The following is a 21561-nucleotide window of genomic DNA, read 5'->3' as shown; positions in this document are numbered from 1 at the left end:
AGTCTCACCCGCTGGCGCACAGCGCCTGAAGCACTGCCCGCGGCGGGGGACAATGGCGGCATGACGGTCCTCTCGCCGGGCCCCACCCGGACCGATCTCGTTCGGAACGTGGTGGTGGCGCTGCTCGCGGTTGCGCAGGTACTGGTTGCGGCGGTGGCCGGCGATACGGTCGGCACGGTCGCGCGCGAGTACCCGAGCCCGTTGCTCGCCGCCGGTTGGGCGTTCGCGGCGTGGGTGCCGATCTACGTCGGGTTCGTCGGCTACGCCGTCTTCCAGGCACTGCCCGCGCAGCGGGCCCGTCAGGCCCACCGCACGACGGGGTGGTGGATGGCCGCCTCGGCCGTGTTCAACATGGGTTGGGTGCTGTCGTTCGGCGCCGGCTGGCTGCCGCTCGCGCAGCTGATGCTCATCGGGCTGCTCGTGAGCATCACCCTCGTGTTCGGGCGGTACTGCCGGATGCCCGCCGAGAGCGTGGTGGAGCGGGTCGTGGCGCGCGGCCCCGTCGCGCTCTACGCGGGTTGGGTCTGCATGGCCACGCCGATGGGCACCGCGGCCACCGGCGTGTGGATCGGCCTGCCCGGCACCGGGGCGCTTGCGGCGATCGCCGCCGTGGTCGTGCTGCTCGCGGTCACCGCCACGGTGTCGTGGGCGGTGCTGTCGGGCACTGCGGTCGTGCCGTTCGCGATCGCCGTGATGTGGGCGCTCGTGGGCACCGCGCTCAACGACCCGCCGGAGGCCGTCGTGGTCGCGGGCGCGATCGCGCTCGTGGTCGTCCTCGCGGCCACCGCGCGGCGGATCAGCACCGCGGGCTTCCCGGTGCGCGCCGCCTGGGGCTGAGTGCCGGGTCAACGGCTGGCCGCGAGGTTGCCCCGATCGGGTCGGGGCTACCCTGGGCAAACATGACGGCACCGTCGATTTTTCCGGACCTCGAGCCGCTGCTGCCGCGCGTCTCGAAGCCCGTGCAGTACGTCGGCGGCGAGCTGAACGCGCAGGTGAAGGACTGGGAGTCGGCCGCCGTCCGGTGGGCGCTCATGTACCCCGACGCGTACGAGGTCGGGCTGCCCAACCAGGGCGTCATGATTCTGTACGAGCTGCTCAACGAGCGGCAGGACGCGCTCGCCGAGCGTTGCTACGCGGTCTGGCCGGACCTCGAGGCGCTGATGCGCGAGCACCGCGTCCCCGCGTTCACAGTCGACTCGCACCGGCCGCTCGGCGCCTTCGACCTGCTCGGCGTCAGCTTCTCCACCGAGCTCGGGTACACCAACCTGCTCACGGCGCTCGACCTCGCCGGCATCCCGCTGCACGCCGTCGATCGGGGCACCGACCACCCGATCGTGGTGGCGGGCGGACACGCCGCGTTCAACCCGGAGCCGATCGCCGACTTCGTCGACGTGGCCGCGATCGGCGACGGCGAGGAGGTGGTCGGCGAGATCACCGACGTCGTCAAGGCGTGGAAGGCCGATGGCCGTCCCGGTGGGCGCCGCGAGCTCCTGCTGCGGCTGGCCGGCGTCGACGGCTGCTACGTCCCGTCGCTGTACGAGGTGAGCTACGGCCCCGACGGCGCCATCGCCGCCGTCACGCCCGTCGACGAGCGCGTGCCGCGCAGCGTCACCAAGCGCACCACCACCGACCTCGACGCCTGGCCGTACCCGAAGCAGCCGCTCGTGCCGCTCGCCGACACCGTGCACGAGCGCGCGAGCGTCGAGATCTTCCGCGGCTGCACCCGCGGCTGCCGGTTCTGCCAGGCCGGGATGATCACCCGTCCGGTCCGGGAACGGTCGCTGCAGGGTGTCGGTGAGATGGTCGATGCCGCGGTGCGCGCGAGCGGCTTCGACGAGGTGGGGCTGCTGTCGCTGTCCAGCGCCGACCACTCCGAGATCGCCGAGATCACCAAGGGCCTCGCCGACCGCTACGAGGGCACCAACACCTCGCTCTCGCTGCCGAGCACCCGCGTCGACGCGTTCAACATTGACCTCGCCAACGAGATCTCCCGCAACGGCCGACGCTCCGGCCTCACGTTCGCCCCGGAGGGCGGGTCGGAGCGGATCCGGCGCGTGATCAACAAGATGGTGTCGGAGGACGACCTCATCCGCACCGTCTCGGAGGCGTTCGCGCAGGGCTGGCGGCAGGTGAAGCTGTACTTCATGTGCGGCCTGCCCACCGAGGAGGACGAGGACGTCCTGCAGATCGCGGACATGGCGCACAACGTGATCCGCGCCGGCCGCGAGGCGTCCGGCCGCAACGACGTGCGCTGCACGATCTCGATCGGCGGGTTCGTCCCCAAGCCGCACACCCCGTTCCAGTGGGCGGCGCAGGCGTCCCCCGAGGTGATCGACGACCGGCTGCGCAAGCTGCGGGAGAAGGTCAACAGCAACCGCAGGCTCGGCCGCAACGTCGGCATGCGCTACCACGACGGCGAGCCGTCGCTGATCGAAGGCCTGCTCGCCCGCGGCGACCGGCGCGTCGGCCGCGTGATCGAGCGGGTGTGGCGCGAGGGCGGCCGGTTCGACGGCTGGAGCGAGCACTTCTCCTACCAGCGCTGGGTGCAGGCCTGCACGGCCGAGCTGGAGCCGCTCGGGGTTTCGCTGGCGTGGTTCACCACCCGCGAGCGCGACCGCGACGAGGTGCTGCCGTGGGACCACCTCGACTCCGGTCTGGAGCGCGACTGGCTCTGGGACGACTGGCAGGACGCGCTGTCCGGCCGGGAGCAGGACGACTGCCGGTGGACCCCGTGCTTCGACTGCGGCGTGTGCCCGTCGACGGGCACGGACATCGAGGTCGGCCCCAGCGGCACCACGCTGCTGCCGCTGACGGTGGTGAACCCGCTCACCGGAGGTGCGCGGGGCGAAGGGACGGCGTCGGCCAGGGGGAACGCGGGCGCAGGTGGCTGAGGTCGCCGATACCGAGTTCGGACAGCAGGTCGCGATCCGCGTGGCCGACGAGCGCGACCTGAGCGCGCTCGCCGGGTTGCGGCGCGCCTGGCTGGAGGAACGCCTCGGGTACCCGGTGGAGGACCCCGGGTTCGAGGCGTCGTTCGCGCAGTGGTGGCGGGTGGAGCTGCCGCGGCGGACGTTCTGGGTCGCCGAGGTCGGCTCGCCGCGCAGCGGTTACACCGCGGTCGGTTCGATCAACGTGCTGGAGATCGTGCACATGCCGCGGCCGGGCGCGCGGGGCGGGCGGATGGGGCACGTCGGCAACGCCTTCGTGCTCGCGTCGTTCGCCGACCGCGGGGTGCCGGCCGCGCTGCTCGAGGCCGTGGTCGAGCACGCGAAGGCGCGGCGCTACCGCCGCCTGATCCTGGCGCCGACCACCGGCAGCGCGCCCTTCTACCGCCGCGCCGGGTTCGCGCCTGCGGGGGAGGGGTTGCTGATGCTCGACCCGTCCACGCTGCCATCCGCTTGACTGGGAGGCGCGCATCGGTGGTAACCGGTACCAGCCGAGCCCGAAGGATGGTGCGCCCATGATGACCGTCGTCACCCAGGTCACGCTGAAGACGGGCTGCGAGCCCGAGTGGGACGCCGCCATGCGCGAGCGCCTCGCGGCCGCGAGAGGGCAGCGCGGCTGGGTGGGCGGCCAGCTGCTCATCCCGCTGGACGGGGTCAACAAGCGGGCGGTCGTCGGGACGTGGGAGAGCCGCGCCGACTGGGAGGCCTGGCACGAGGACGAGCGGTTCCTCGAGTCCCGCAAGCGGATGGACGGCCTGCAGGAGGGCCGCAGCGAGATGGTCTGGTACGAGGTGGTGACCGAGGGGCGGGGCGCCGGGTCGTCGTCCGTCGGACCTCCGCAGTAGGCGATGCCATCGGTTGTCCACGATCTCGAGCAGACCGTGGACAACCGGCAGCGGGTTACGGGCGGACCTCGAAGACGAGGTTGAACGGCGATTCCGCGGCCCGCCGGAACCTCGTGAAGCCGGCCTCGGTGACGACCCGGCGGATCGCCGCCTCCCCGGCCTGCGCGCCGAGCGAGTGGCCGCCCGGCTGGGACAGCCCGTTCGGCACGCACAGGAACGTCGAACCGTTGTAGTACAGCCGGCCGACCGGGTTGAAGTTCTCCTCGACCTTGTCCGACGCGTACGGCTCGACCAGCAGCCACGTGCCGTCCGGGGCCAGTGCCTCCCGCACGCGGCGGGCGGCCCCCACCGGGTCGCCCATGTCGTGCAGGCAGTCGAACATGGTCACGAGGTCGTAGTTCGTCCCGGTGAAGGTCTGGGCGGTCGCCACCTCGAAGCTCACCCGGTCGCCGACCCCGGCGTCCGCGGCCTTCTTGCAGGCCAGGCCGATCGACTCGGCGTGGTAGTCGGAGCCGACGACGCTGGCCTTCGGGTAGGCCTCGGCGAGCAACACCGACGACGAGCCGAGACCACAGCCGATGTCGGCCACCCGCCCACCGGCCGCGAGCTTGGCGTCGACGCCGTCGAGTGCCGGGATCCACTCCGGCACCAGCGAGGCCACGTAGCCGGGCCGGTAGAACGCGTCGCAGCCGACGAAGACGTCCTCGTCGTGCTCGTGCCAGCCGATGCCCTCGCCGGTGCGGAACGCCTCGGTGAGGCGCGGCTCGGAGCGCAGGTAGCCGAGCCCGATGAGGAACACCGCGGGCACGTTGGGGCCGTTCGGGTCGGCGAGGCAGAACGCCTGCTCCTCGGTCAATGAGAACTCCCCGGTGGCGGGCTCGTAGGTCACGTAGCCGCCTGCGGCCTGGCCGCGCAGCCACTCGGTGAGGTAGCGCTCGTTGCACCCGGTGCGCTCGGCGAACCGCTCGGGCGTCGCCGGGCCCTCCGCGAGCGCTCGGTAGAGGCCGAGCCGGTGACCGATCACCACGAGGCCCGCACCGCCGGTCGCCGCCATGTCGGTCATGGCCCGCCCGAGGAACTCCGTCACCTTGTCCTGATCCATGTGCTGTCCCTTCCTTGCGTGTGGGAGGAAGGCTCGGCGCAGGCACTGTCGCGGCTCGCACACGCGCTTTCTCGGCCCTGACACGGCATGCTTGCCCTGGTGAGGGTTCGGGTGGAGGTGCTCGGGCCGCTGCGGCTGGTGGTCGACGGCGCGCCGGTGGACGTGCCCGGCCCGAAGCGGCGGGCGGTGCTGGCCTTGCTCGCGCTCGCCGAGGGCCGGATCGTTCCGGTCGATCACCTCCTGGATGCGCTGTGGCCCACGGAGGTGCCGGAGTCGGGCCGCCAGGCCCTGCACACGCACGTCTCCCGGTTGCGCGCGCACCTCGGGACGGCGGCGGCCCGGCTGCAGACGAGGCACGACGGCTACCGGCTCGACCTCACCGCCGACGAGCTGGACGTGGCAGGGGCGCGATCCCTGCTGGCGAAGGCGCGCGCCGATCACGACGCGTTCGCGCTGCTCCGCGAGGCGCACGCGCTGTGGCGAGGGCCGGTGCTCGCCGACCTCACCGATGTCACCCGGATCGCAACGGCGGTCGAGGGCTGCGCGCAGCTGCGCCGCGAGATCACCGACGGTCTGATCGCCGCCGGGATCGCCGCCGGCCGGGGCGACGAGGTCTGCGGCCTCGCCGCCGACGCGCTGGCCGCCGATCCGCTGCGCGAGCCGGCGGTCCTGCTGTGCATGCGCGCGTTGGCAGCGGCCGGACGGGCGGCGGAGGCACTGCGCACCGCACGCGAGTTCCGCAGGCGGCTGGTCGAGGAGACGGGCCTCGACCCGTCGCCGGCGCTCGGTGAGCTGGAGCGCGACATCGCAGGCGGCGCCGCCGGTCCGCCACCGGCCCGGCCCGAGGTGCAGGCCCGCCCCACGACCCGGTTGGTCGGTCGCGACGACGAGGTCACGGCGCTGCACCGGCTGCTCGCGGACGAGCGGCTCGTCACGATCGTCGGCCCCGGCGGGGTGGGCAAGACCAGGGTCGCGCTCGAGGTGGCCGGGCGGACCGACGCGTCGACCGTGCTGCTGCTCGCGCCGGTCACCGATCCGGCCGCGATCCCGCACGCGCTGGCCGCGGCGCTGAACCTGAACGTCCTGCAGGGCGACGTCCTCACGGCCTGCGTCGCGGTACTGGCCCACCGCGCCGGTCTGCTCGTGATCGACAACTGCGAGCACCTGCTGGATGCGGTCCGCGACACCGTCGAGGCCGTCCTGGCCGGCTGCCCCGACCTGAGTGTCCTCGCCACCAGCCGCGAACGGCTCGGGCTGGCCGCCGAGTACACCTTCCGGCTCGCCCCGCTCCCGCTGCCCGGTCCGGACCAGGACCTCCCGGGCGTGCCGTCCGTCGCGGTCTTCCTCGACCGGGCTGCGCGTGCCCGCCCCGGCCCTCCACCGACGCCCGCGGAGCTGCGGACCGTCGCGGACATCGTCCGGCGGCTCGACGGGATGCCGCTCGCCATCGAGCTCGCCGCCGGCCGGCTGTCCACCTTCTCCCTGATCGACCTGCACCGGCGGCTCGATCGCTCACTGGATCTGCTCGGCGGCGGCCGCCCGACCGCCGACGCGCGGCACCGGACCCTGCGCGCGACCGTCGAGTGGTCCTACGACCTCCTCACCGACGACGAGCGGCGGCTGTTCCGACAGCTGTCGGTGTTCGTCGACGGCGTCGACCTCGAGACCGCCGAGCGGGTCGGAACAGAGATGGGACTGCGACCCGATCCCGGGACCGCCCTCGCCCACCTCGTCGACGCCTCCATGATCGATGTCGCGTTCGACGGGGCCACTCGGTACCGCATGCTGGAGACGCTGCGGGCGTACGGCCTCGATCGCCTTGCGGAGGCCGGTGAGGACGAGGCTGCAGGCGAGCGCTTCGTCCGGTGGGCCGTCGAGCTGGCCGACTGGATCGGGACCGTCCTGGGCACCGAGAACGAAGCCGATGCGGACACCGTCCTGCGGCGCGACCTGCCGAACCTGCGCGCCGCGTGGCGGCTGGCTCGCAGTCGGGGGCTTCTCGACGCCGCCACCGCGATGGTCACCGCGCTGAACGAGGCGATGAGCTACCGCGACCTCGTCGAGCTGCGCGGCTGGGCGGAGGAGCTGGGCGACGACCCGGCGATCGCCGCCCACCCGAACGCGGCCGCCGTCCTCGGCACGGCAGCGGAGGCCGCGTACCTCTGGGGCGACCATCCACGGGCCGAGCGGCTCGCTCGCGCCGGGCTGGAGCGGGCGACCGATGCCACCGGGAAGTGGTTCTGCCTGATCCCGTTGGCCTGGGTGGAGCTGGCCCGCGCGGCGTACCCCGAGGTCGTCGAGCACTGCCTCGCCGCGACCGTGCTCGCTCGTAGGGCTCCCGAGGCAATCGGAGGAGCTGCCCTTGCGAGCGCCTACGCGGGCGATGCCGACGAGGCACGGGCTCTCATCGAGCGGGCACACGGTGGCGGAACGTCGCCCTCGCAGCGTTCCTGGATCGCATACGTGTCGGGGGAGATCGAGAGCCGCGCCGGCCACAACGACCTCGCCGAACGGCACTACCTCAGCGCCATCGAGCTGGCACGCAGGTCGGGCGCGACCTTCCTCGTCGGCGTCGCGACCGTGGGCCTGCTGACGGTGCGCGCCGCCGCCGGCCGCGTCGGCGACGCGCTGCGCGGCTACCGCGAGGTGATCGACTACTTCGCCCGCACCGGCAACTGGACCCATCTCTGGGCCACCCTGCGCGACCTCGCCGGCCTCCTGCGCACGCTGGGCGACGACGGGCCTGCGGCACTGCTCGTCGCCGCGGCCGCCGACGCGCCCGACGCCCCCGCGGCCGTACCGCCGCCACCGCTCGTCCCGGGAACGCCGGTCCTCGACCGGACCGAGTTGCTCGAGGTGGCGCGGCGGGCCATCCAGCGGAACCTTCAGGCCGTGGCGAACGACTCCGCGCCGACCCACGCCGTGTAGCGGTCCACGCCCAGCATGGCGATGAGCCCGGCCGTCTGCGTCGTCTGGGCCGCCAGTGCACGGACCTTGCGCTCCGCGGTGTGCGGGTCCAGCTCCAGGTCGACCGGGAGCCGGTCGGCCGGCGTGACGACCGGGTAGCCGGGGAGGTAGATGCCGAGCTCGTCACCGAGGCGCTTCCAGCGCCTCATGCGCGGCTCCGAGAGCGCGGCGTACAGCAACCGGGCATCCGGCGGGGCGGCGCGGTCGAACGCCTTCGTCGTCCAGGCGGAGATCGTCTGGTGGTCCGGGTGGCCGGTGATGCCGTCCGGGCCGAACGTCAGCACCGTGTCCGGGCGGACGTCCTCGATCAGCTCGCACAGCCGCGCGACCGCCTCCGACGGGTCTACCTGGGGACACTCGCCGTCGCGGTACCCGAGCCAGTGGTGCTCGGTGACACCGAGGATCTCCAGGCAGCGCGCCAGCTCGACGGTGCGCTCCGCGGCCAGCCGCTGCGGAGGCCAGACGTCCGGGTCGGGCGTGCCGAGCTCGCCCCGGGTGGCGGTGACGCACACCACCCGCGATCCGGCGTCCCCGGCCAGCGCCATCAACCCGCCGGACAGGTACGCCTCGTCGTCGGGGTGGGCCCACACCCCGAGGATCGTCCCCAACTCGGTGATCATGACCGTGCCTCCCGTCCGAGGATCCCGTGCAGGACCAACCCCGCGCCACAGCAGACGAGGGGGACCAGCCACAGCGACCCGACCCCTGCTGCGTCGACGACGAGGCCGCCGAGCAGTGCGCCGGTCGCGAACCCGAGGTGGACCGCGGAGCTGTTCAGCGCGAGCAGCAACGGCGCCGGCCCCATCCCGGTCACGCGGTGCTGCTGCGCCGAGACGAACCCCCACGCCGCGACGCCCCACGGGGCCACGGCCGCCAGCGCAACCGCACCTGCGACGTGCGGGAGCGTCGCGAGACCCGTCCCCAGCACGAGCACCATCGCGGTGACCACCCGCCGGCTGCCGAAGCGGTCGACCGCGGTCGCGCCCCACCACGTCCCCACCACGCCCGCTAGCCCGAACGCCGCGATGTACAGCTCGACCCGCCCGCTGACGAGCACGGCGAGGTAGGTGTACACGCTGTTCGAGGCCGTCATCGCCAGGAACGTCACTGCGAGCGTCCCGGCGACCGCGGGGGATCGCAGCGGACGCAGCCGCTCGGCGAGCGTCGAACGCGCCGGGGCATCCGAGCCGACGCCGCTTCGCAGCAGGCCGACTACCGTGCCCACCGCGAGCACCGCGACCAGCCCGAACGCCGCCCGCCACGAGAGCAGCGACGCCGCCAGGGCACCCAGCGGAGCGCCGAGCACCATGGCGACCGCGGAGCCGCCCAGCACCACCCCGAGCGCGCGACCGCGCCGGTTCGCGGGGGCGGCGGCGACGGCGGCGGCCCCGGCGGCCGGTACGTAGGCCGAGGCTGTGAGCGCGGCGAGCACGCGGGCCCCGAGCAGCACCGCGAGGCCGGGTGCGAGCGCGGACACCACGTTGCACAGGGCGAACAGCACCAGCGAGCCGATCAGCACCTGCCGCATCGGCCGGGCCGCGAGCAGGGCGCCCAGGACCGGAGCGCCGGTCGCGTACGCCAGCGCGAAGACGGTGACGGTCAGGCCCGCGGTGCCGACCGTGACACCGAGGTCGGCGGCGAGGTCGGGAAGCACCCCGGCGACGACGAACAGGTCGGTGCCGATCGCGAACGCGCCGATCCCGAGCGGCGCGACCGCTCTCGATCTCACGGTGGTGGTCGATGGGTGGGGCATCTCGTCCTCCGGGCTCGTCGTGGGCCCCGAGGGTCCGGCCGCGCGCTCACAGGACGCTGGCTCGGCGCTGACACCACTCACGGTTGGCTACGGTGGGAGGAGTGGAACGCCCCCGAACCGTCGTCTTCGATCTCGGCGAAGTGCTCGTGTCCTCGGGTGCGGTGATCCCACGCCTCGCGGCCGAGCTCGGCACAACCGTGGACGAGTTCCTGCCCGCGTACTGGTCCGGCCGGGTCGCCTACGACCTCGGCGCCACCGCAGAGGAGTACTGGACGGGCGTGCTGGCGGCGCTGGGCCGCGCTCCGGAGCCGGGGCTGCTGGCCCGGCTCACCGCCATCGACTCGACCAAGTGGTCGACCCTGCCGCAGGTGAGCGCCGACCTGCTCGCGCACCTGCAGGCGCAGGGCGTGCGGCTCGGGGTCCTGTCCAACGCCCCCGGCCCGCTCGCGGCGGCCGTGCGCGCGGCCCCGTGGAGCGCGGGCATCCCGCACCTGGTGTTCTCGGCCGAGGTCGCGCTCGTCAAGCCGGACCCGGGCATCTACGCCCACGCCGACTCCGTGTACGGCACGGAGCCGGGTGACGTCGTGTTCTTCGACGACCGGGTGGAGAACGTCGAGGCGGCCCGGGCACACGGCTGGGACGCGCACGTCTGGGCGGGCGCCGGCCCCGCGCTCGCCGCACTGGACCGGTGACCGGAGGCGGGCCGGCCGACATCTCGTCCGTGGGTTGGTTCGTCCCCAACCCTTTCGCCCCGATGCTCACGAGCACACCCCCGCCGTCAGCGCGGGCTCGTCCCCGGCGGGAACACCGCGTCCACCTCGACCTCCACCAGCCAGCCCGGTACCGGCAGGCTCTGCACCTCCAGCGCGAACCGGCTCGGCCGCGCCGGGTTGCGCACCAGCGGGGCCGACGGCTCCGCGCTGCCCATCGGCACGAGGGCGGTGTCGCCGGTCTGCAGGTCGGTGTTGGCGAAGAACTGCCGGTAGGCGCGGTTCCAGCCGGCGTAGTCGGCGCGGTCGGAGCCGGGGGCGTTGTCGAGGAACACCCGCATCGTCGTGACGTCCTCCAGGCGCAGGCCCTGCCGTTCCAGGTTCTCCTGGATGGCGCGCAGCACGTTCATGCCCTGGGCCTCGGTGATCGTGACGCCGGCAGGGAGGGCGCCGCCGGCGAACTGCGTGGTGTCGATGAACGCCTCCGGAGTGCCCTCGCCCGCCGCGGCATTGAGCTGGGTCGGGCCGATCCCGCTGGTCTTGTAGAGGTCCGCCCCGGCGCCGAGCGCGACGCCCTGGGCGATCATCGGGTTGGCCTCGCCGTCCGGCAGGACCGAGCGCGCGGTGAACGGCGGTTCCGAGGGGGCCGCATCGGCCGGGCCTGCGGCGCAGCCGGCGACGACGAGGGCGATTGCGGGCAGGACGTGGAAAAGGCGCATGCCAGGCTCCTTCTACTGGTCAGTTGGTGCCGGCTACGCGGCTGTGGATGGCCTCGACGACCGAACGGGCCGAGGTGAAGGCGCCGTGCTGCCACGCGATGGCGTTGGAGAGGTGGTCGCCCGCGAAGTAGATGCGCTGCACGGGCTGCAGGAGCAGGCGGTACTCGGGGCTGGTCTGCTCCCAGGTGGCCCAGGCCGACTCGGAGTAGCGGGTGCGGGCCCAGCTGCCCGAGAACGACGAGACGATGTCCTTGCGGTACTTGTCGCCGTGGATCTCCGAGCCCTCTGCGAGGGCCTTCGCGAGGCGTTGCCGGTGGGTCAGCGACTCGAACGCCTGGTGGCGGCGGCCGGTGTTGTAGTAGCCGACCACGACGCCGCGGTCGGAGTTGAAGTGGTCGTAGGGGAACATGATCTGCGCGATGTCCTTGTCGGTGTTGCTGGCACCGCCGTAGATCCGCTCGTCGGTCTCCCACCACCGCCGCGAGTACTCGATCCCGAGCTTCCCGGATGACGTTCGCCCCGCGGAGCCGAGCGCCGCGACGACGTCGGCGGGCAGGTTGTGGTCAAGGCGCGGCACGAGGTGCGGGGGAACGGTGCAGATCAGGTAGTCGGCGGTGAGCGACTGCGCGCGCCCGCCCTCGCGGAACTCCACCGTGACACCGTCCGGGGCGTTGCGCATGGCCGTCACCTCGGCGCCGAACCGCACCTTCTCTGGCCCGATCCGGTCGACGAAGGCGTGGTAGATCCGGTCCATGCCGCCCACCGGGGTGAGCATGAGCATCGCCTGGTCGTACTCGAAGTCGAAGGCGAAGTTGCGGCCGATGCCGCTGCGGATCACGTCGGACATCCCGTGCGGCGGCAGCTGGGTGCCGTATGCGGTGCCGGCGCCCGGCTCGCTCGAGTAGCCGCGGCGGGTGGAGCCGACGTAGCGGCCGTCGGAGCCGAGGTCGCCGAACTCGGTGAGGAACTCGGCGAGCGCGTGCTTGTCGTCGGCGCTCAGCACGTCGTCGAGGGCGCCGCGCGAGGCCGCCTTCTGCAGCAGCTCGGACACGTACCCGTAGGTGTCCGCCTTCGCGGCGCGGTAGGTGATCGAGGTCTTCGACAGCGGGGTGTCGCTCGCGTAGTTGACCAGCGTGTTGGCGTTCTGGTTCCCGAACGCCTGGATCTCGACGCCGAGCTCGCGGCAGTAGTCGAGCGTGATGTGGCTCTGCGGGATGCGGGTGGCGCCCACGTTGATGAAGTGGCCATCGGCGAAGGTGCACCGTTGGGTCTCACCGTTCAGGTCGGTCTCCTCGGTGCCGCCGCGCACCGACCACACCCGCCCACCGGGACGGCCCCGCGCCTCCAGCACGGTGACCTCGTAGCCGGCCTTGCCCAGCTCGTAGGCGGCGGCGAGGCCGGCGGGTCCGGCGCCGAGGATCGCCACCGTGTGCCGGCCGGGCGCCTGCCCGATGAGGTCGCCTGCCGACGGCGGCCGGAACGGCGCCGCGGTGGCGGCAGGCGCGAGGCCAACCGCGGCCATCGCCCCGTACATCATCCCGGCGCCCCCGGTGACGCCGAGACCCTTCATGAACGATCTGCGCGTGACGGTCACGGGTACCGATCGTGAACAGCCGTTGCGACGGCTCTGACAACCCGCGGCAACGCTTCCCGGCGGAGCGAGCGGGAGTGCGCGCCCGTGTTCCCACTCGGGCGCCGCCAGGCGACCCGAACCGGCAACCGGGCCGCAACATGATCGACCTACCGTCCGACGCATGTCGGCGCTCGCGCACGCCATCGCCCGCTCGTTCTCGGTGGCCGAACCCGACCGTCCCGCGGTGTCGCCGCTGCGCGCGCTGGGCAGGCGGCGCCTGTCCGGGATCGAGGTGCTCGCCCAGTCCGCGGCCACGACGGCGCCCGCCGCGTCGATGGTGGCGCTGCCGGTGGCCATGCTGCAGACGGGCGACCTGTTCACCGGCCTGCTGACCGTGGCGGCCGCCGCCGTGCTGATCATGCTGGTGGCCCTGTGCGTCACGCAGTTCACCCGGCGGCAGGCCGCAGCGGGCGGGCTGCACAGCTTCGCCTTCCAGGGCCTCGGGACACCGGCCGCGCTGGCCACGGGCGTAGCGATCCTGGTCAAGTTCCTCGGCAGCGCCGCGCTCACCCTCTACAGCGGGTCCCGTGCCGTCACCCTGCTGCTCGCGCACCTCGGGGTCGACGCGGGCGGCTGGATCGGCCACGCCCTCGTCAGCGCACTGGTCGCCGCGGTGGTGATCGTCGTGCTGGTCCGCGGTGTTCGGGTCGGCGCGATCGCGATCCTCGCGGTGGAGCTGTGCTCGCTGCTGTTCATCGTCGGGCTGTCGGTGCTGCCCGCCGCCGGCGTGGTCGCCCCGCCGCCGCAGCCGGTGGGCACGGCGCACGGCGTGCTCTACCTCGCCCTCGCCACGATCTTCTCCCTGGCCGGCTTCGAGAGCGCCACGTTCTTCGGGCCGGAGGCGAGGCGCCCCATGGTGACGGTCACCCGCACCGTGCTGCTCACCCCGATGCTCTGCGGAGCGCTCTTCGTCCTCTCGGCGTGGGCTGCGTGGACGGGGCACAGCGCCACGCTGATCAACGCCTACCTGTACGGCACGGCCGCCGGAGTGCCCGCCCCCCTCGTCGTCGCCCTGGAACTGGGCGTCTGCTGCTCCTGGCTCGCCTCGGCCACGGCGTCATCGCACGCGGCGTCGCGGCTGGTCTACTCGCTGGGAGTCGAGCGACTGCTGCCCGCCCGCCTGGCCCGGGTGCACGCCCGCTTCCGCACGCCCCACGCGGCGATCGCGACCATCGTGGCGGCGGTGGCCGCCGGGGCTCTCGCGCTCGCCGGCGGCGACGTCCTCGACGACGCCCTGCGCCACGTCGTGCGGGCGATGGTCGTCGCCGCGTACGCGCTGGTGGCGGCCGCGTCGGTGCGGTTCCTGCTGCGCATCCGCGAGCAGACCGTCCCGGTGCTGGTGGCGGGGGCGGTCGGTGCCGTCGCGTGCGTCGTGCTGCTCGGCTACCTGGTGGTCGCCGTCGTCCTCGACGGCCGGATCGGGACCGCCGCGGTGATCGTCGCCCTGCTCGCGGTGGGCCCGCTCTGGCAGCGCCACCTGCGGCGCCGACCTGCCCGGCTCGACGCGGTGGGTGCGTTCGACTGCGCGGAGTCGGCCGACGTCCTCCCGGGGGCCGGCGCCTTCGCCGCCGACGCCGCCGGCAACGTCGTCCTGGTGAGACGCGGCCGGACGAGCTGATGGTCGTGCGCGATCGCGAGCCCGCCGGGCACGAACCCGCCGCCGTGCGCAAGGCCCTCGCCCTGCTCGAGGCGGTGGCGCAGCTCGGCTCCGGTGCCACGGCCCGGGACATCTCCCGGGAGAGCGGCATCCCGCCCGCCACGGCGTACCGGCTGCTGAACGTGCTCGTGGCCGACGGCTACCTGGTGCGGATCGCCGACCTGTCCGGCTTCGCGCTCGGCCGCCGCACGCGCGAGCTCGCAGGCGGGATGGCGGAACCCGTCTCGGAGTTCCGGCCGGTGGGCGCCGTGGTCGAGGAGCTGCGGGCGCGGGTCCGCTTCGGGATCTTCGTGGCCTCCTACGCCGACGGCCGGGTGCGGCTCGTCGACCGCGACCCGGACCACGAGCTGACCAGCGAGGCCGCGATCCGCACGCATCTGCACGCGTCGGCCATCGGGAAGCTGCTGCTCGCGCAGCACCCCGAGCTCGCGCCTGCGCCGCTGCGGGCGGTGACGGCCCGCACCATCACGCGGCCGGACGCGCTGACGGCGGAGCTGACCACGATCCGCGCGAGCGACGTGGCCCGTGAGGTCGACGAGCTCAGGTGGGGCCGCTCGGCACTCGCCGTGCCGATGCGCGACCGGCACCGCGCCGTGGTCGGGTGCCTCGTCGCCATCGGGCGGACCGGCCGGATCGGGGTGGACGACGCCGGGCTCGCGCAGCTCCTCCGCGGCTACGCCGAGCGGGCCGTCTCGCTCGGCTGACTGTTGTGAGCTATCGGCCGTACGTGAGGATGACGCGGTGACGGATGCGCAGCGGGACGCGGGCGAGGCGGCCGTGATCGCTGCCATCGGCGCGTCGGTGCGCCGCGCGCGGCGGCGCAGCGGGTTGTCCACCCGCGAGCTGGCGCAGCGGGCGTCGCTCTCGCAGCCGTTCCTGTCCAACATCGAGAACGGCCGCTCGACGCCGAGCGTCGCCACGCTCTACAAACTGGCCGCAGCGCTGGGCATCGGGGCGACCGACCTGCTCCCCGCGAGTCTCGACGAGGGCATCGTCGTCGTCCGGGCCGGGGAGGGCGTCGCGGCAGGCGTGGACGAGACGCCGGGTGCCGCTCAGTCCGTCCTCCTGGCGGGTGCCGCGGGCCGGATGTTGGAGGCACGCCGTGCCGTGATCGAGCCCGGGCAGCCGGCGGGCAGCTGGTTCGACCACGGCGGTGAGGACTTCCTCCACGTGCTCGACGGGGTCGTGCGGGTCGAGTTCGGCACCGGCCGGGTCGAGGAGCTGCGGGCCGGCGACTCGCTCTGGCACGACGGAGCCATCCCGCACCGCTGGCGGGTGGGGCCCGACACCGGTGCGAGCTTGCTCCTCGTCACCGCCCGGATACCGGGGAGCGAGCACGACTGATTCCTGTGAGGAATCGCAACATGCCGGAAACATGACGACACCCCACCGTGACGGGGCCGACCTAGCGTTCGGAACCTCCCCGAACCGAAGGACACCCCGATGCGTTCCTCCCACCGCCCGCTGCGGCGCTGGCGTGCCGCGCTCGCGGTCACGGCCGCGGCCGCCCTGCTCGTCCTCGCCGGTTGCGGCGACGCCGGTCGCCGCGACACCGCGCCGGCGGGCGGCGACCCGGCGGCGTCGGGCAAGCCGCGGCTCGCGATCGTCTACTACCCGCAGTTCAAGGACGGGTCGTGGGGCGAGGCGGCGCTCACCGGTGCCCAGAAGCTCAAGGACGCCGGCGTGATCGCCGACTTCGCCGTGCAGGAGAACGTCAACCCCGGGGCGGACGGTGTGCGCGCGCTGCGCAGCTTCGCCGAGCAGGGCTACAACCCGATCATCGCCCACTCGTTCAACTACGGCGACGACGTGAAGCAGGTCGCGTCCGACTTCCCGAACACGATCTTCGCCTACGCCGGCGGCTTCGGTGACGTCAAGGACAACGTCGCCGACTACTCGCAGCCGTTCTGGGAGGCGACCTACCTGGAGGGCATCCTCGGCGCCGGTGTGACGACCGGCGGGAACGTCGCCGGGGCGGGCGGGTTCGACATCCCGGTCTGCCGGGCGATGTACAACGCCTACCTGGACGGCGCGAAGCTGGTGCGGCCCGACACCACCGGCTCGTTCGTCGCCGTCGGCGACTGGTCCGACGTGCAGCGGGCCAAGGAGGCCGCGCTCGCCCAGGCCGACCAGGGCGCCACGATGTTCGTCGGCTGCGGGCAGGGCCCCACGTTCGGGCAGATCGAGGCCGCCACCGAGCGCGGCGCCGTGGCCAACGGGTACACCGGCGACATGTCCGGGCTCTCCGGGCAGGTGCTGGCGTCGTTCACCTGGAACCTCGACAAGGTGTTCCAGGAGATGGTCGCCGACGTCGTCGCCGGGAAGACCAACCCCACGCGCTACTACGAGGTCGGCATGACCGACGATGGCCTCGACGTCGTGATCAACCCGGCGTGGAAGGACCGGATCCCGGCCGGGGTGATGGCAACCTTCGAGCAGAAGCTGGCCGACATCCGCAGCGGGGCGTTCACGGTCCCGATGAACAAGCAGTGAGCGAGGCCGCCACTCTGCGCGGGATCCGGCGCAGCTTCGGCGCAGGCGCTCCCGCATTGGACGGCGTCGACCTGGAGTTGCGGACCGGCGAGGTGCACGCGCTGCTCGGTGAGAACGGGGCGGGCAAGACCACGCTGATGCGGATCCTCGCCGGTCTCGACCGCCCCGACGAGGGCACGGTCGAGGTGGCCGGGCGGCCGGTGGAGGACTTCAGCCCGCGCGCACTGCGGGAACGCGGCGTCGCGATGGTCCAGCAGCACTTCACGCTGGTCCCGACGCTGACCGCGGGGGAGAACCTCGCGCTCGCCCGCCCGTCGGGCCGGCTGCGACCCGGCGCCCGGCAGGCGCGGCGCCGGGTGGAGGAGCTGGCCGAGCGCTACGGGCTCCCGGTGCGCGCCGACGTGCCCGTCGACCGGCTCTCGGTCGGCGAGGAACAGCGCCTGGAGATCCTGCGCGCGCTCGACGCCGACGCCCGCCTGCTGATCCTCGACGAGCCGACCGCCGTGCTCGTCGACGCGGAGGCGGAGAAGCTCCTCGGCGTGTGCCGCGCGCTCGCCGAGGACGGCCGGGCGATCGTGATCATCACCCACCGGCTGTCCGAGGTCTTCGCCGGTTGCGACCGCGTCACGGTGCTGCGGCGGGGCTCGGTCGTGTGCGCGGGCGAGCCGGTGTCGCGGCACGACCGCGCGAGCCTCGCGACGCTCATGGTCGGCTCGGCGCCCGCCGAGCTGTCCACCGCCCGCCGGTCCGCCGACGGAGAGGTGCGGCTGCGGCTCGACGGTGCGGCTCGCGGCCGGCTGCAGCCGCTCGACCTGCACGTCCGTGCCGGCGAGGTGCTCGGCGTCGCAGGGGTCGACGGCAACGGGCAGGCCGAGCTGGAGGAGCTGCTCGCCGGGATCGCCGCGCCGGACGCGGGCAGCGTCACCGTCGACGGGATACCCGTGCCCGTCGGTGCACCGCGCGAGCGGATCGCCGACCGCATCGCCTACGTCCCGGCCGACCGCCACCGCCGCGCGCTCGCCGGGCCGCTCACGCTCGCAGACAACCTGGAGCTGGGCCGCGGCGACCGGCGCCGCCCGCCCGTCGCCCGGCGCGAGGAACGCGCTGCGCCGGTCCTCGAGGAGTGGGACGTGCGGGGCAGCGGTCCGTCCGCGCCCGCCGCGAGCCTGTCGGGTGGGAACGCCCAGAAGCTGGTGCTCGCGCGGGAGCTCGCGGCCGGGCCGCGGCTCGTCGTCGCCGCCCAGCCGACCCGCGGGCTCGACCCGGAGGCCGCCCGCATGATCAGCGAGCGGATCCTCGCCGCGGCCGCCGACGGCGCCGCGGTCGTCTGGTTCGGCGCCGAGCTCGACGAGCTGTTCGCCGTGGCCGACCGGCTCGTCGTGCTGGCCGGCGGGCGCGCGACGGAGGCGTTCACCCCGCCGTACGACCGCGGCGCCGTCGGCCTCGCGATGGCGGGAGGGCACCCGTCGTGACCGTGACGCGCGACCGCGAGGTCGCCTCCGCGCCCGACACCGTGCTCGCGCGCATCCTGCGCGGCCCCGACACCCGCCTCGGCGTCGTCGCCGTCCCGGTCGTCGCCGTGCTCGGCGCGCTCGTCGTGGGCGGCGCGCTCATGGCCGTCGAGGGGGTGGCGCCGCTCTCGGCCTACGGCGAGGTGGTGCTCGGGGTCTTCGGGCGCACCCGCGGGCTGGTCGACACCGCGGTCATCGCCACCCCGCTGATCCTGCTCGCGCTCGGCATCGCCGTGGCCTACCGGGCGCGGGTGTTCACGATCGGCGCGGAGGGCCAGTACATCGCCGGTGCACTCGCGGGTACGGCGTGGGTCACGGTCGGTCCGCCGCTGCCGGGGTTCCTGCTGCTGGTCAGCGGGCTCGCCGTCGCCGTGCTGACGGGCGCGGCGTGGGCCGGGATCACGGCCTGGATGCTGGCCCGGTTCGGCGCGAGCGTCGTGATCACGAGCCTGCTGCTCAACTACGTCGCGGCCGCCGGGCTGGCCTGGGCGGTGCGCGTGGGCATCCGCGACCCCGGATCGTTCACCCCGCAGAGCCGCCCGATGGGCGCCGCGGCGCTGCCCGACATCCCCGGCACCGCGATCCACCTCGGCTTCTTCCTCGCCCTGCTCGCGGTGCCCGCGCTCGCCGCGGTGCTGCGGCGCACCCGCTTCGGCTTCCGGGTCGAGGTGCTCGGTGCCAACCCGGAGGTACTCGCCGTCAACGAGGCCCGCCCGGCGCGGACTCGCCTCGCGGTGCTCGCGCTCGCCGGCTCGTTCGCAGGACTGGCCGGGTTCGTCGAGGTGGCCGGGGTGACCGAGCGGATGACGCCCGCGTTCGCCACGGGCTACGGCTTCACCGCGATCATCGTGGCGCTGCTGGGGCGGCTGCGCCCGCTCGGCGTGCTCGTCGCGGCGCTGCTGCTGGCCGGGCTGACCGTCGGCTTCGACGAGGCCGAGCGCGTGTTCATCATCCCGTCGGCCACCGTCGGCGTGATCCAGGCGCTGATCGTCGTCTTCTTCGTGGCGGGCGAGGCGCTCAGCAGGCGGGGGAGGCGCTGATGGACACGCTGCTCACGCTCGCGACCCTCGCGGCGGCGATCCGGCTCGCGATCCCGGTGGCCGTTGCCGCGCTCGGCGAGCTGATCAGCGAACGGGCCGGCGTGCTGAACCTCGGCCTCGAGGGCACCATGCTGTTCGGCGCGCTCGCCGGGTACCTCGCCACGATCGCCAGTGGTACGCCCTGGCTGGGACTCGGCGGCGGGTTGCTGGCCGGCGCGGCGTGCGGCGGCGTGCTCGCGCTGCTCATGGTGGTGGTGCGGGCCGACCAGATCGTCACGGGACTGGCGTTCACGCTGTTCGCCGGCTCCGCAACGACGTACCTGTTCGAGCAGTCCTACACGCTCGGCCAGGCACCGCCCCGGATCCCGAGCCTGTCGATGGCGCCGCTCGTCGTGATCGTGCTCGTCGTGCTCGCCGGGGTGTGGTTCCTGCTCACCCGCACCACGGCCGGGCTCGTGCTCAGCGCCGCCGGGGAGGCGCCGGAGGCCGTCGACGCGCTCGGGTACCGGATCCCTCGGGTGCGCACGCTCGCCACCGTGGCCGGGAGCGCGCTCGCCGGGCTGGCCGGGGCGATGCTCGTCTGCGGGCCGCTCGGGCTCTTCGTCCAGAACGTGACGGCGGGGCGCGGCTGGGTGGCGCTGGCGCTGGTGGTCTTCGCGCGCTGGCGACCGGGTCGCGCGGTGGCCGGTGCGCTGCTCTTCGGGCTCTGCGACGCCGCCCAGCTGCGGCTGCAGGGTACCGCCACCGAGATCCCGTACGAGGCGTTCCTCGCCCTCCCGTACGTGGTCACGCTGCTTGCGCTGATGGTGCGGGCCCGCCGGAGCGGCACGCCCGCGGCGCTCGCGGTCCCGTTCGTCAGAGGAGGGACATGACCGGCCTGCGGATCGGGCCCGCGCTGATCGTGCCGGTGACGGCCGAGCCGTTCACGGGGTACGTCGAGGTCACGGGTGGGGAGATCACGCACCTGGGCCCGTCGCCCACCGACGGACCGGCCGCGGAGACAGTCGCCACGCCGGGGCGGATCGTGATCCCGGCGTTCGTCAACACGCACTGCCACACCAGTCAGCAGCTCGGCAGGGGCCTCGGCGACGACGTCGGCCTGCTCACCTGGCTGCACGAGCGGATCTGGCCCTACGAGCTGGCGCTCGACGAGTCCGACTCCGAGCTGTCGGCGCTGGTATGCGCGATCGAGCAGGTCCGCAACGGCTGCACCCTGCTCGCCGACCCCGGCGGCCGGCACGTCGACGGGATGGCGCGCGGGATCGCCGCCGTCGGGATCAGGGCGCTGCTCGGCCGCAGCGCCATGGACTCCGGCGACGGTCGCCCCGAGGGCGACCGGGAGTCGACCGCCGAGGTGCTCGACGCGCAGGACGACCTCGCCGCCCGCTGGCACGGCACCGGACTGCTGCGCTTCTCCTACACCTTGCGCACGATCTTCAACTGCTCCGACGAGCTGATCACCGCCACGCTCGAACGGGCCCGCGAGCTCGGCACCGTCGTGCAGATGCACGTGGCGGAGGTGCCCGAGGAGAACGAGCACGCGGTCGCGACGCGGGGCGTCACCACCGTGCGGCACCTGGACCGGCTGGGCGCCCTCGGCCCCGACTTCCTCGCCGTGCACGCCACGTGGGTGGACGACGAGGAGATCGCGCTGCTCGCCGAACGCGGTTGCCCGGTGTCGCACAACGCCGCGTCCAACCTCAAGATCCTCGGCACGCCGCGGATCGCCGACATGCTCGACGCGGGCGTGCACGTCGCCCTGGGCACCGACGGGGCGCCGTCCAACAACCGCATGAGCATGATCGACGAGATGTGGCTCGCCGCGATCGTCCAGAAGGGCGTGCGGCGCGACCCCACGGTGCTGCCGGCCGCGAGCGTGCTGCGGATGGCCACGGTCGACGGCGCCGGCGCGCTCGGCATGGGGGACGTCGTCGGCTCCCTCGAAGTCGGGAAGCGGGCCGACCTCGTGGTGCTCGACCCGTTCACCGCGAACTTCGCCACCGCCGCCGACCCCGTCTCAGCGCTGGTGACCGCGTGCAAGTCCGAGAACGTCGAGTCCGTGCTCTGCGACGGCGAGTGGGTGCTGCGCGAGCGGCGCCTCACCCGCGTCGACGAGGCCGCGGTGCTCGCCGAGGCCGCCGACCGGGCGGCCGCGGTGCGCCGGCGGCTGAAACTCTGAATATGGG

General features: G+C 73.7%; 19 protein-coding genes. 14 read left to right on the top strand and 5 right to left on the bottom strand.

Annotation, left to right across the window (positions count from 1 at the left end):
* Positions 1–60 precede the first annotated feature (60 nt).
* The 4 genes from FB388_RS26375 (at position 61) to FB388_RS26360 (ending at position 3790) form a co-directional block, all read left to right on the top strand.
* Positions 61–837, top strand: coding sequence for a hypothetical protein (locus FB388_RS26375; RefSeq protein ID WP_142104839.1), 777 nt, complete (start codon positions 61–63; stop codon positions 835–837).
* Positions 838–899: 62 nt separating this feature from the next.
* Positions 900–2891 carry a TIGR03960 family B12-binding radical SAM protein gene (locus FB388_RS26370; RefSeq protein ID WP_142104838.1) on the top strand — a complete coding sequence of 664 codons (1992 nt, stop codon included), beginning with the start codon at positions 900–902 and terminating at the stop codon, positions 2889–2891.
* Positions 2884–3402, top strand: a complete 519-nt coding sequence (locus tag FB388_RS26365; protein ID WP_142104837.1) for a GNAT family N-acetyltransferase — start codon at positions 2884–2886, stop codon at positions 3400–3402. The genes FB388_RS26370 and FB388_RS26365 overlap by 8 nt, the downstream gene beginning before the upstream one ends.
* A gap of 58 nt (positions 3403–3460) precedes the next feature.
* Positions 3461–3790: an antibiotic biosynthesis monooxygenase family protein gene (locus FB388_RS26360; protein WP_142104836.1), complete on the top strand. Its 330-nt coding sequence runs from the start codon at positions 3461–3463 to the stop codon at positions 3788–3790.
* A 55-nt stretch (positions 3791–3845) separates the two neighbouring features.
* Here FB388_RS26360 and FB388_RS26355 read toward each other — a convergent pair whose 3' ends face one another.
* Positions 3846–4892, bottom strand: coding sequence for a class I SAM-dependent methyltransferase (locus tag FB388_RS26355; protein ID WP_142104835.1), 1047 nt, complete (start codon positions 4890–4892; stop codon positions 3846–3848).
* Between the two features lie 99 nt (positions 4893–4991).
* On the opposite strand from FB388_RS26355, the gene FB388_RS40020 reads away from it, so the two are divergent.
* Positions 4992–7820 carry an AfsR/SARP family transcriptional regulator gene (locus tag FB388_RS40020; RefSeq protein WP_211362226.1) on the top strand — a complete coding sequence of 943 codons (2829 nt, stop codon included), beginning with the start codon at positions 4992–4994 and terminating at the stop codon, positions 7818–7820.
* Here FB388_RS40020 and FB388_RS26345 read toward each other — a convergent pair.
* Positions 7778–8479 carry a PIG-L deacetylase family protein gene (locus FB388_RS26345; RefSeq protein WP_211362225.1) on the bottom strand — a complete coding sequence of 234 codons (702 nt, stop codon included), beginning with the start codon at positions 8477–8479 and terminating at the stop codon, positions 7778–7780. The genes FB388_RS40020 and FB388_RS26345 overlap by 43 nt on opposite strands.
* Complete coding sequence (locus FB388_RS26340) at positions 8476–9588, bottom strand: MFS transporter (RefSeq protein ID WP_170225839.1); 1113 nt, start codon at positions 9586–9588, stop codon at positions 8476–8478. Before FB388_RS26340 ends, FB388_RS26345 begins: the two co-directional genes overlap by 4 nt.
* Before the next feature lie 125 nt (positions 9589–9713).
* Here FB388_RS26340 and FB388_RS26335 point away from each other — a divergent pair, with 125 nt between their 5' ends.
* A complete protein-coding gene (locus tag FB388_RS26335) occupies positions 9714–10304 on the top strand; it encodes an HAD family hydrolase (RefSeq protein WP_170225838.1) in 591 nt (196 codons plus the stop codon).
* Positions 10305–10390: 86 nt separating this feature from the next.
* On the opposite strand, the gene FB388_RS26330 is transcribed toward FB388_RS26335, so the two are convergent.
* Both FB388_RS26330 and FB388_RS26325 read right to left on the bottom strand, forming a co-directional pair.
* Positions 10391–11041 (bottom strand): Rid family hydrolase, encoded by a 651-nt coding sequence (locus FB388_RS26330; RefSeq protein ID WP_142104832.1) that lies wholly within the window; start codon positions 11039–11041, stop codon positions 10391–10393.
* A 19-nt stretch (positions 11042–11060) separates the two neighbouring features.
* Positions 11061–12635: a flavin monoamine oxidase family protein gene (locus FB388_RS26325; RefSeq protein ID WP_211362224.1), complete on the bottom strand. Its 1575-nt coding sequence runs from the start codon at positions 12633–12635 to the stop codon at positions 11061–11063.
* Between the two features lie 160 nt (positions 12636–12795).
* Between FB388_RS26325 and FB388_RS26320 the strand changes: the two genes are divergently transcribed.
* From FB388_RS26320 to FB388_RS26285, 8 genes are all read left to right on the top strand, one after another.
* The gene (locus tag FB388_RS26320) at positions 12796–14292 is read left to right on the top strand and encodes an APC family permease (protein WP_142104831.1); all 1497 of its coding nucleotides are present in this window, start codon (positions 12796–12798) and stop codon (positions 14290–14292) included.
* Positions 14293–14297: 5 nt separating this feature from the next.
* Positions 14298–15035 carry an IclR family transcriptional regulator gene (locus FB388_RS26315; protein WP_211362223.1) on the top strand — a complete coding sequence of 246 codons (738 nt, stop codon included), beginning with the start codon at positions 14298–14300 and terminating at the stop codon, positions 15033–15035.
* Between the two features lie 37 nt (positions 15036–15072).
* Positions 15073–15675: a helix-turn-helix domain-containing protein gene (locus FB388_RS26310; protein ID WP_142104829.1), complete on the top strand. Its 603-nt coding sequence runs from the start codon at positions 15073–15075 to the stop codon at positions 15673–15675.
* A 99-nt stretch (positions 15676–15774) separates the two neighbouring features.
* Positions 15775–16824: a BMP family protein gene (locus FB388_RS26305; RefSeq protein ID WP_142104828.1), complete on the top strand. Its 1050-nt coding sequence runs from the start codon at positions 15775–15777 to the stop codon at positions 16822–16824.
* Entirely contained in the window at positions 16821–18296 is a 1476-nt protein-coding gene (locus FB388_RS26300; protein ID WP_142104827.1) for an ABC transporter ATP-binding protein, read from the top strand. Before FB388_RS26305 ends, FB388_RS26300 begins: the two co-directional genes overlap by 4 nt.
* Positions 18293–19375, top strand: a complete 1083-nt coding sequence (locus tag FB388_RS26295; protein WP_142104826.1) for an ABC transporter permease — start codon at positions 18293–18295, stop codon at positions 19373–19375. Before FB388_RS26300 ends, FB388_RS26295 begins: the two co-directional genes overlap by 4 nt.
* Entirely contained in the window at positions 19375–20247 is an 873-nt protein-coding gene (locus FB388_RS26290; protein WP_142104825.1) for an ABC transporter permease, read from the top strand. Before FB388_RS26295 ends, FB388_RS26290 begins: the two co-directional genes overlap by 1 nt.
* Positions 20244–21554, top strand: coding sequence for an amidohydrolase family protein (locus tag FB388_RS26285; protein WP_142104824.1), 1311 nt, complete (start codon positions 20244–20246; stop codon positions 21552–21554). The genes FB388_RS26290 and FB388_RS26285 overlap by 4 nt, the downstream gene beginning before the upstream one ends.
* Positions 21555–21561: the final 7 nt, after the last annotated feature.

Source organism: Pseudonocardia cypriaca, from assembly GCF_006717045.1.
GTDB lineage: Bacteria > Actinomycetota > Actinomycetes > Mycobacteriales > Pseudonocardiaceae > Pseudonocardia > Pseudonocardia cypriaca.
Note: the sequence above shows the minus strand (reverse complement) of the source record. Positions and strands in the feature narration are given on the sequence as shown.

Excerpts from the sequence above, each read along its gene's own strand:
- FB388_RS26290 (WP_142104825.1), top strand. The coding sequence starts at position 19,375 with ATGGACACGCTGCTCACGCTCGCGACCCTCGCGGCGGCGATCCGGCTC.
- FB388_RS26360 (WP_142104836.1), top strand. The coding sequence starts at position 3,461 with ATGATGACCGTCGTCACCCAGGTCACGCTGAAGACGGGCTGCGAGCCC.
- FB388_RS26375 (WP_142104839.1), top strand. The coding sequence starts at position 61 with ATGACGGTCCTCTCGCCGGGCCCCACCCGGACCGATCTCGTTCGGAAC.
- FB388_RS26345 (WP_211362225.1), bottom strand. The coding sequence starts at position 8,479 with ATGATCACCGAGTTGGGGACGATCCTCGGGGTGTGGGCCCACCCCGAC.
- FB388_RS26305 (WP_142104828.1), top strand. The coding sequence starts at position 15,775 with ATGCGTTCCTCCCACCGCCCGCTGCGGCGCTGGCGTGCCGCGCTCGCG.
- FB388_RS26330 (WP_142104832.1), bottom strand. The coding sequence starts at position 11,041 with ATGCGCCTTTTCCACGTCCTGCCCGCAATCGCCCTCGTCGTCGCCGGC.
- FB388_RS26355 (WP_142104835.1), bottom strand. The coding sequence starts at position 4,892 with ATGGATCAGGACAAGGTGACGGAGTTCCTCGGGCGGGCCATGACCGAC.
- FB388_RS26370 (WP_142104838.1), top strand. The coding sequence starts at position 900 with ATGACGGCACCGTCGATTTTTCCGGACCTCGAGCCGCTGCTGCCGCGC.
- FB388_RS26320 (WP_142104831.1), top strand. The coding sequence starts at position 12,796 with ATGTCGGCGCTCGCGCACGCCATCGCCCGCTCGTTCTCGGTGGCCGAA.
- FB388_RS26285 (WP_142104824.1), top strand. The coding sequence starts at position 20,244 with ATGACCGGCCTGCGGATCGGGCCCGCGCTGATCGTGCCGGTGACGGCC.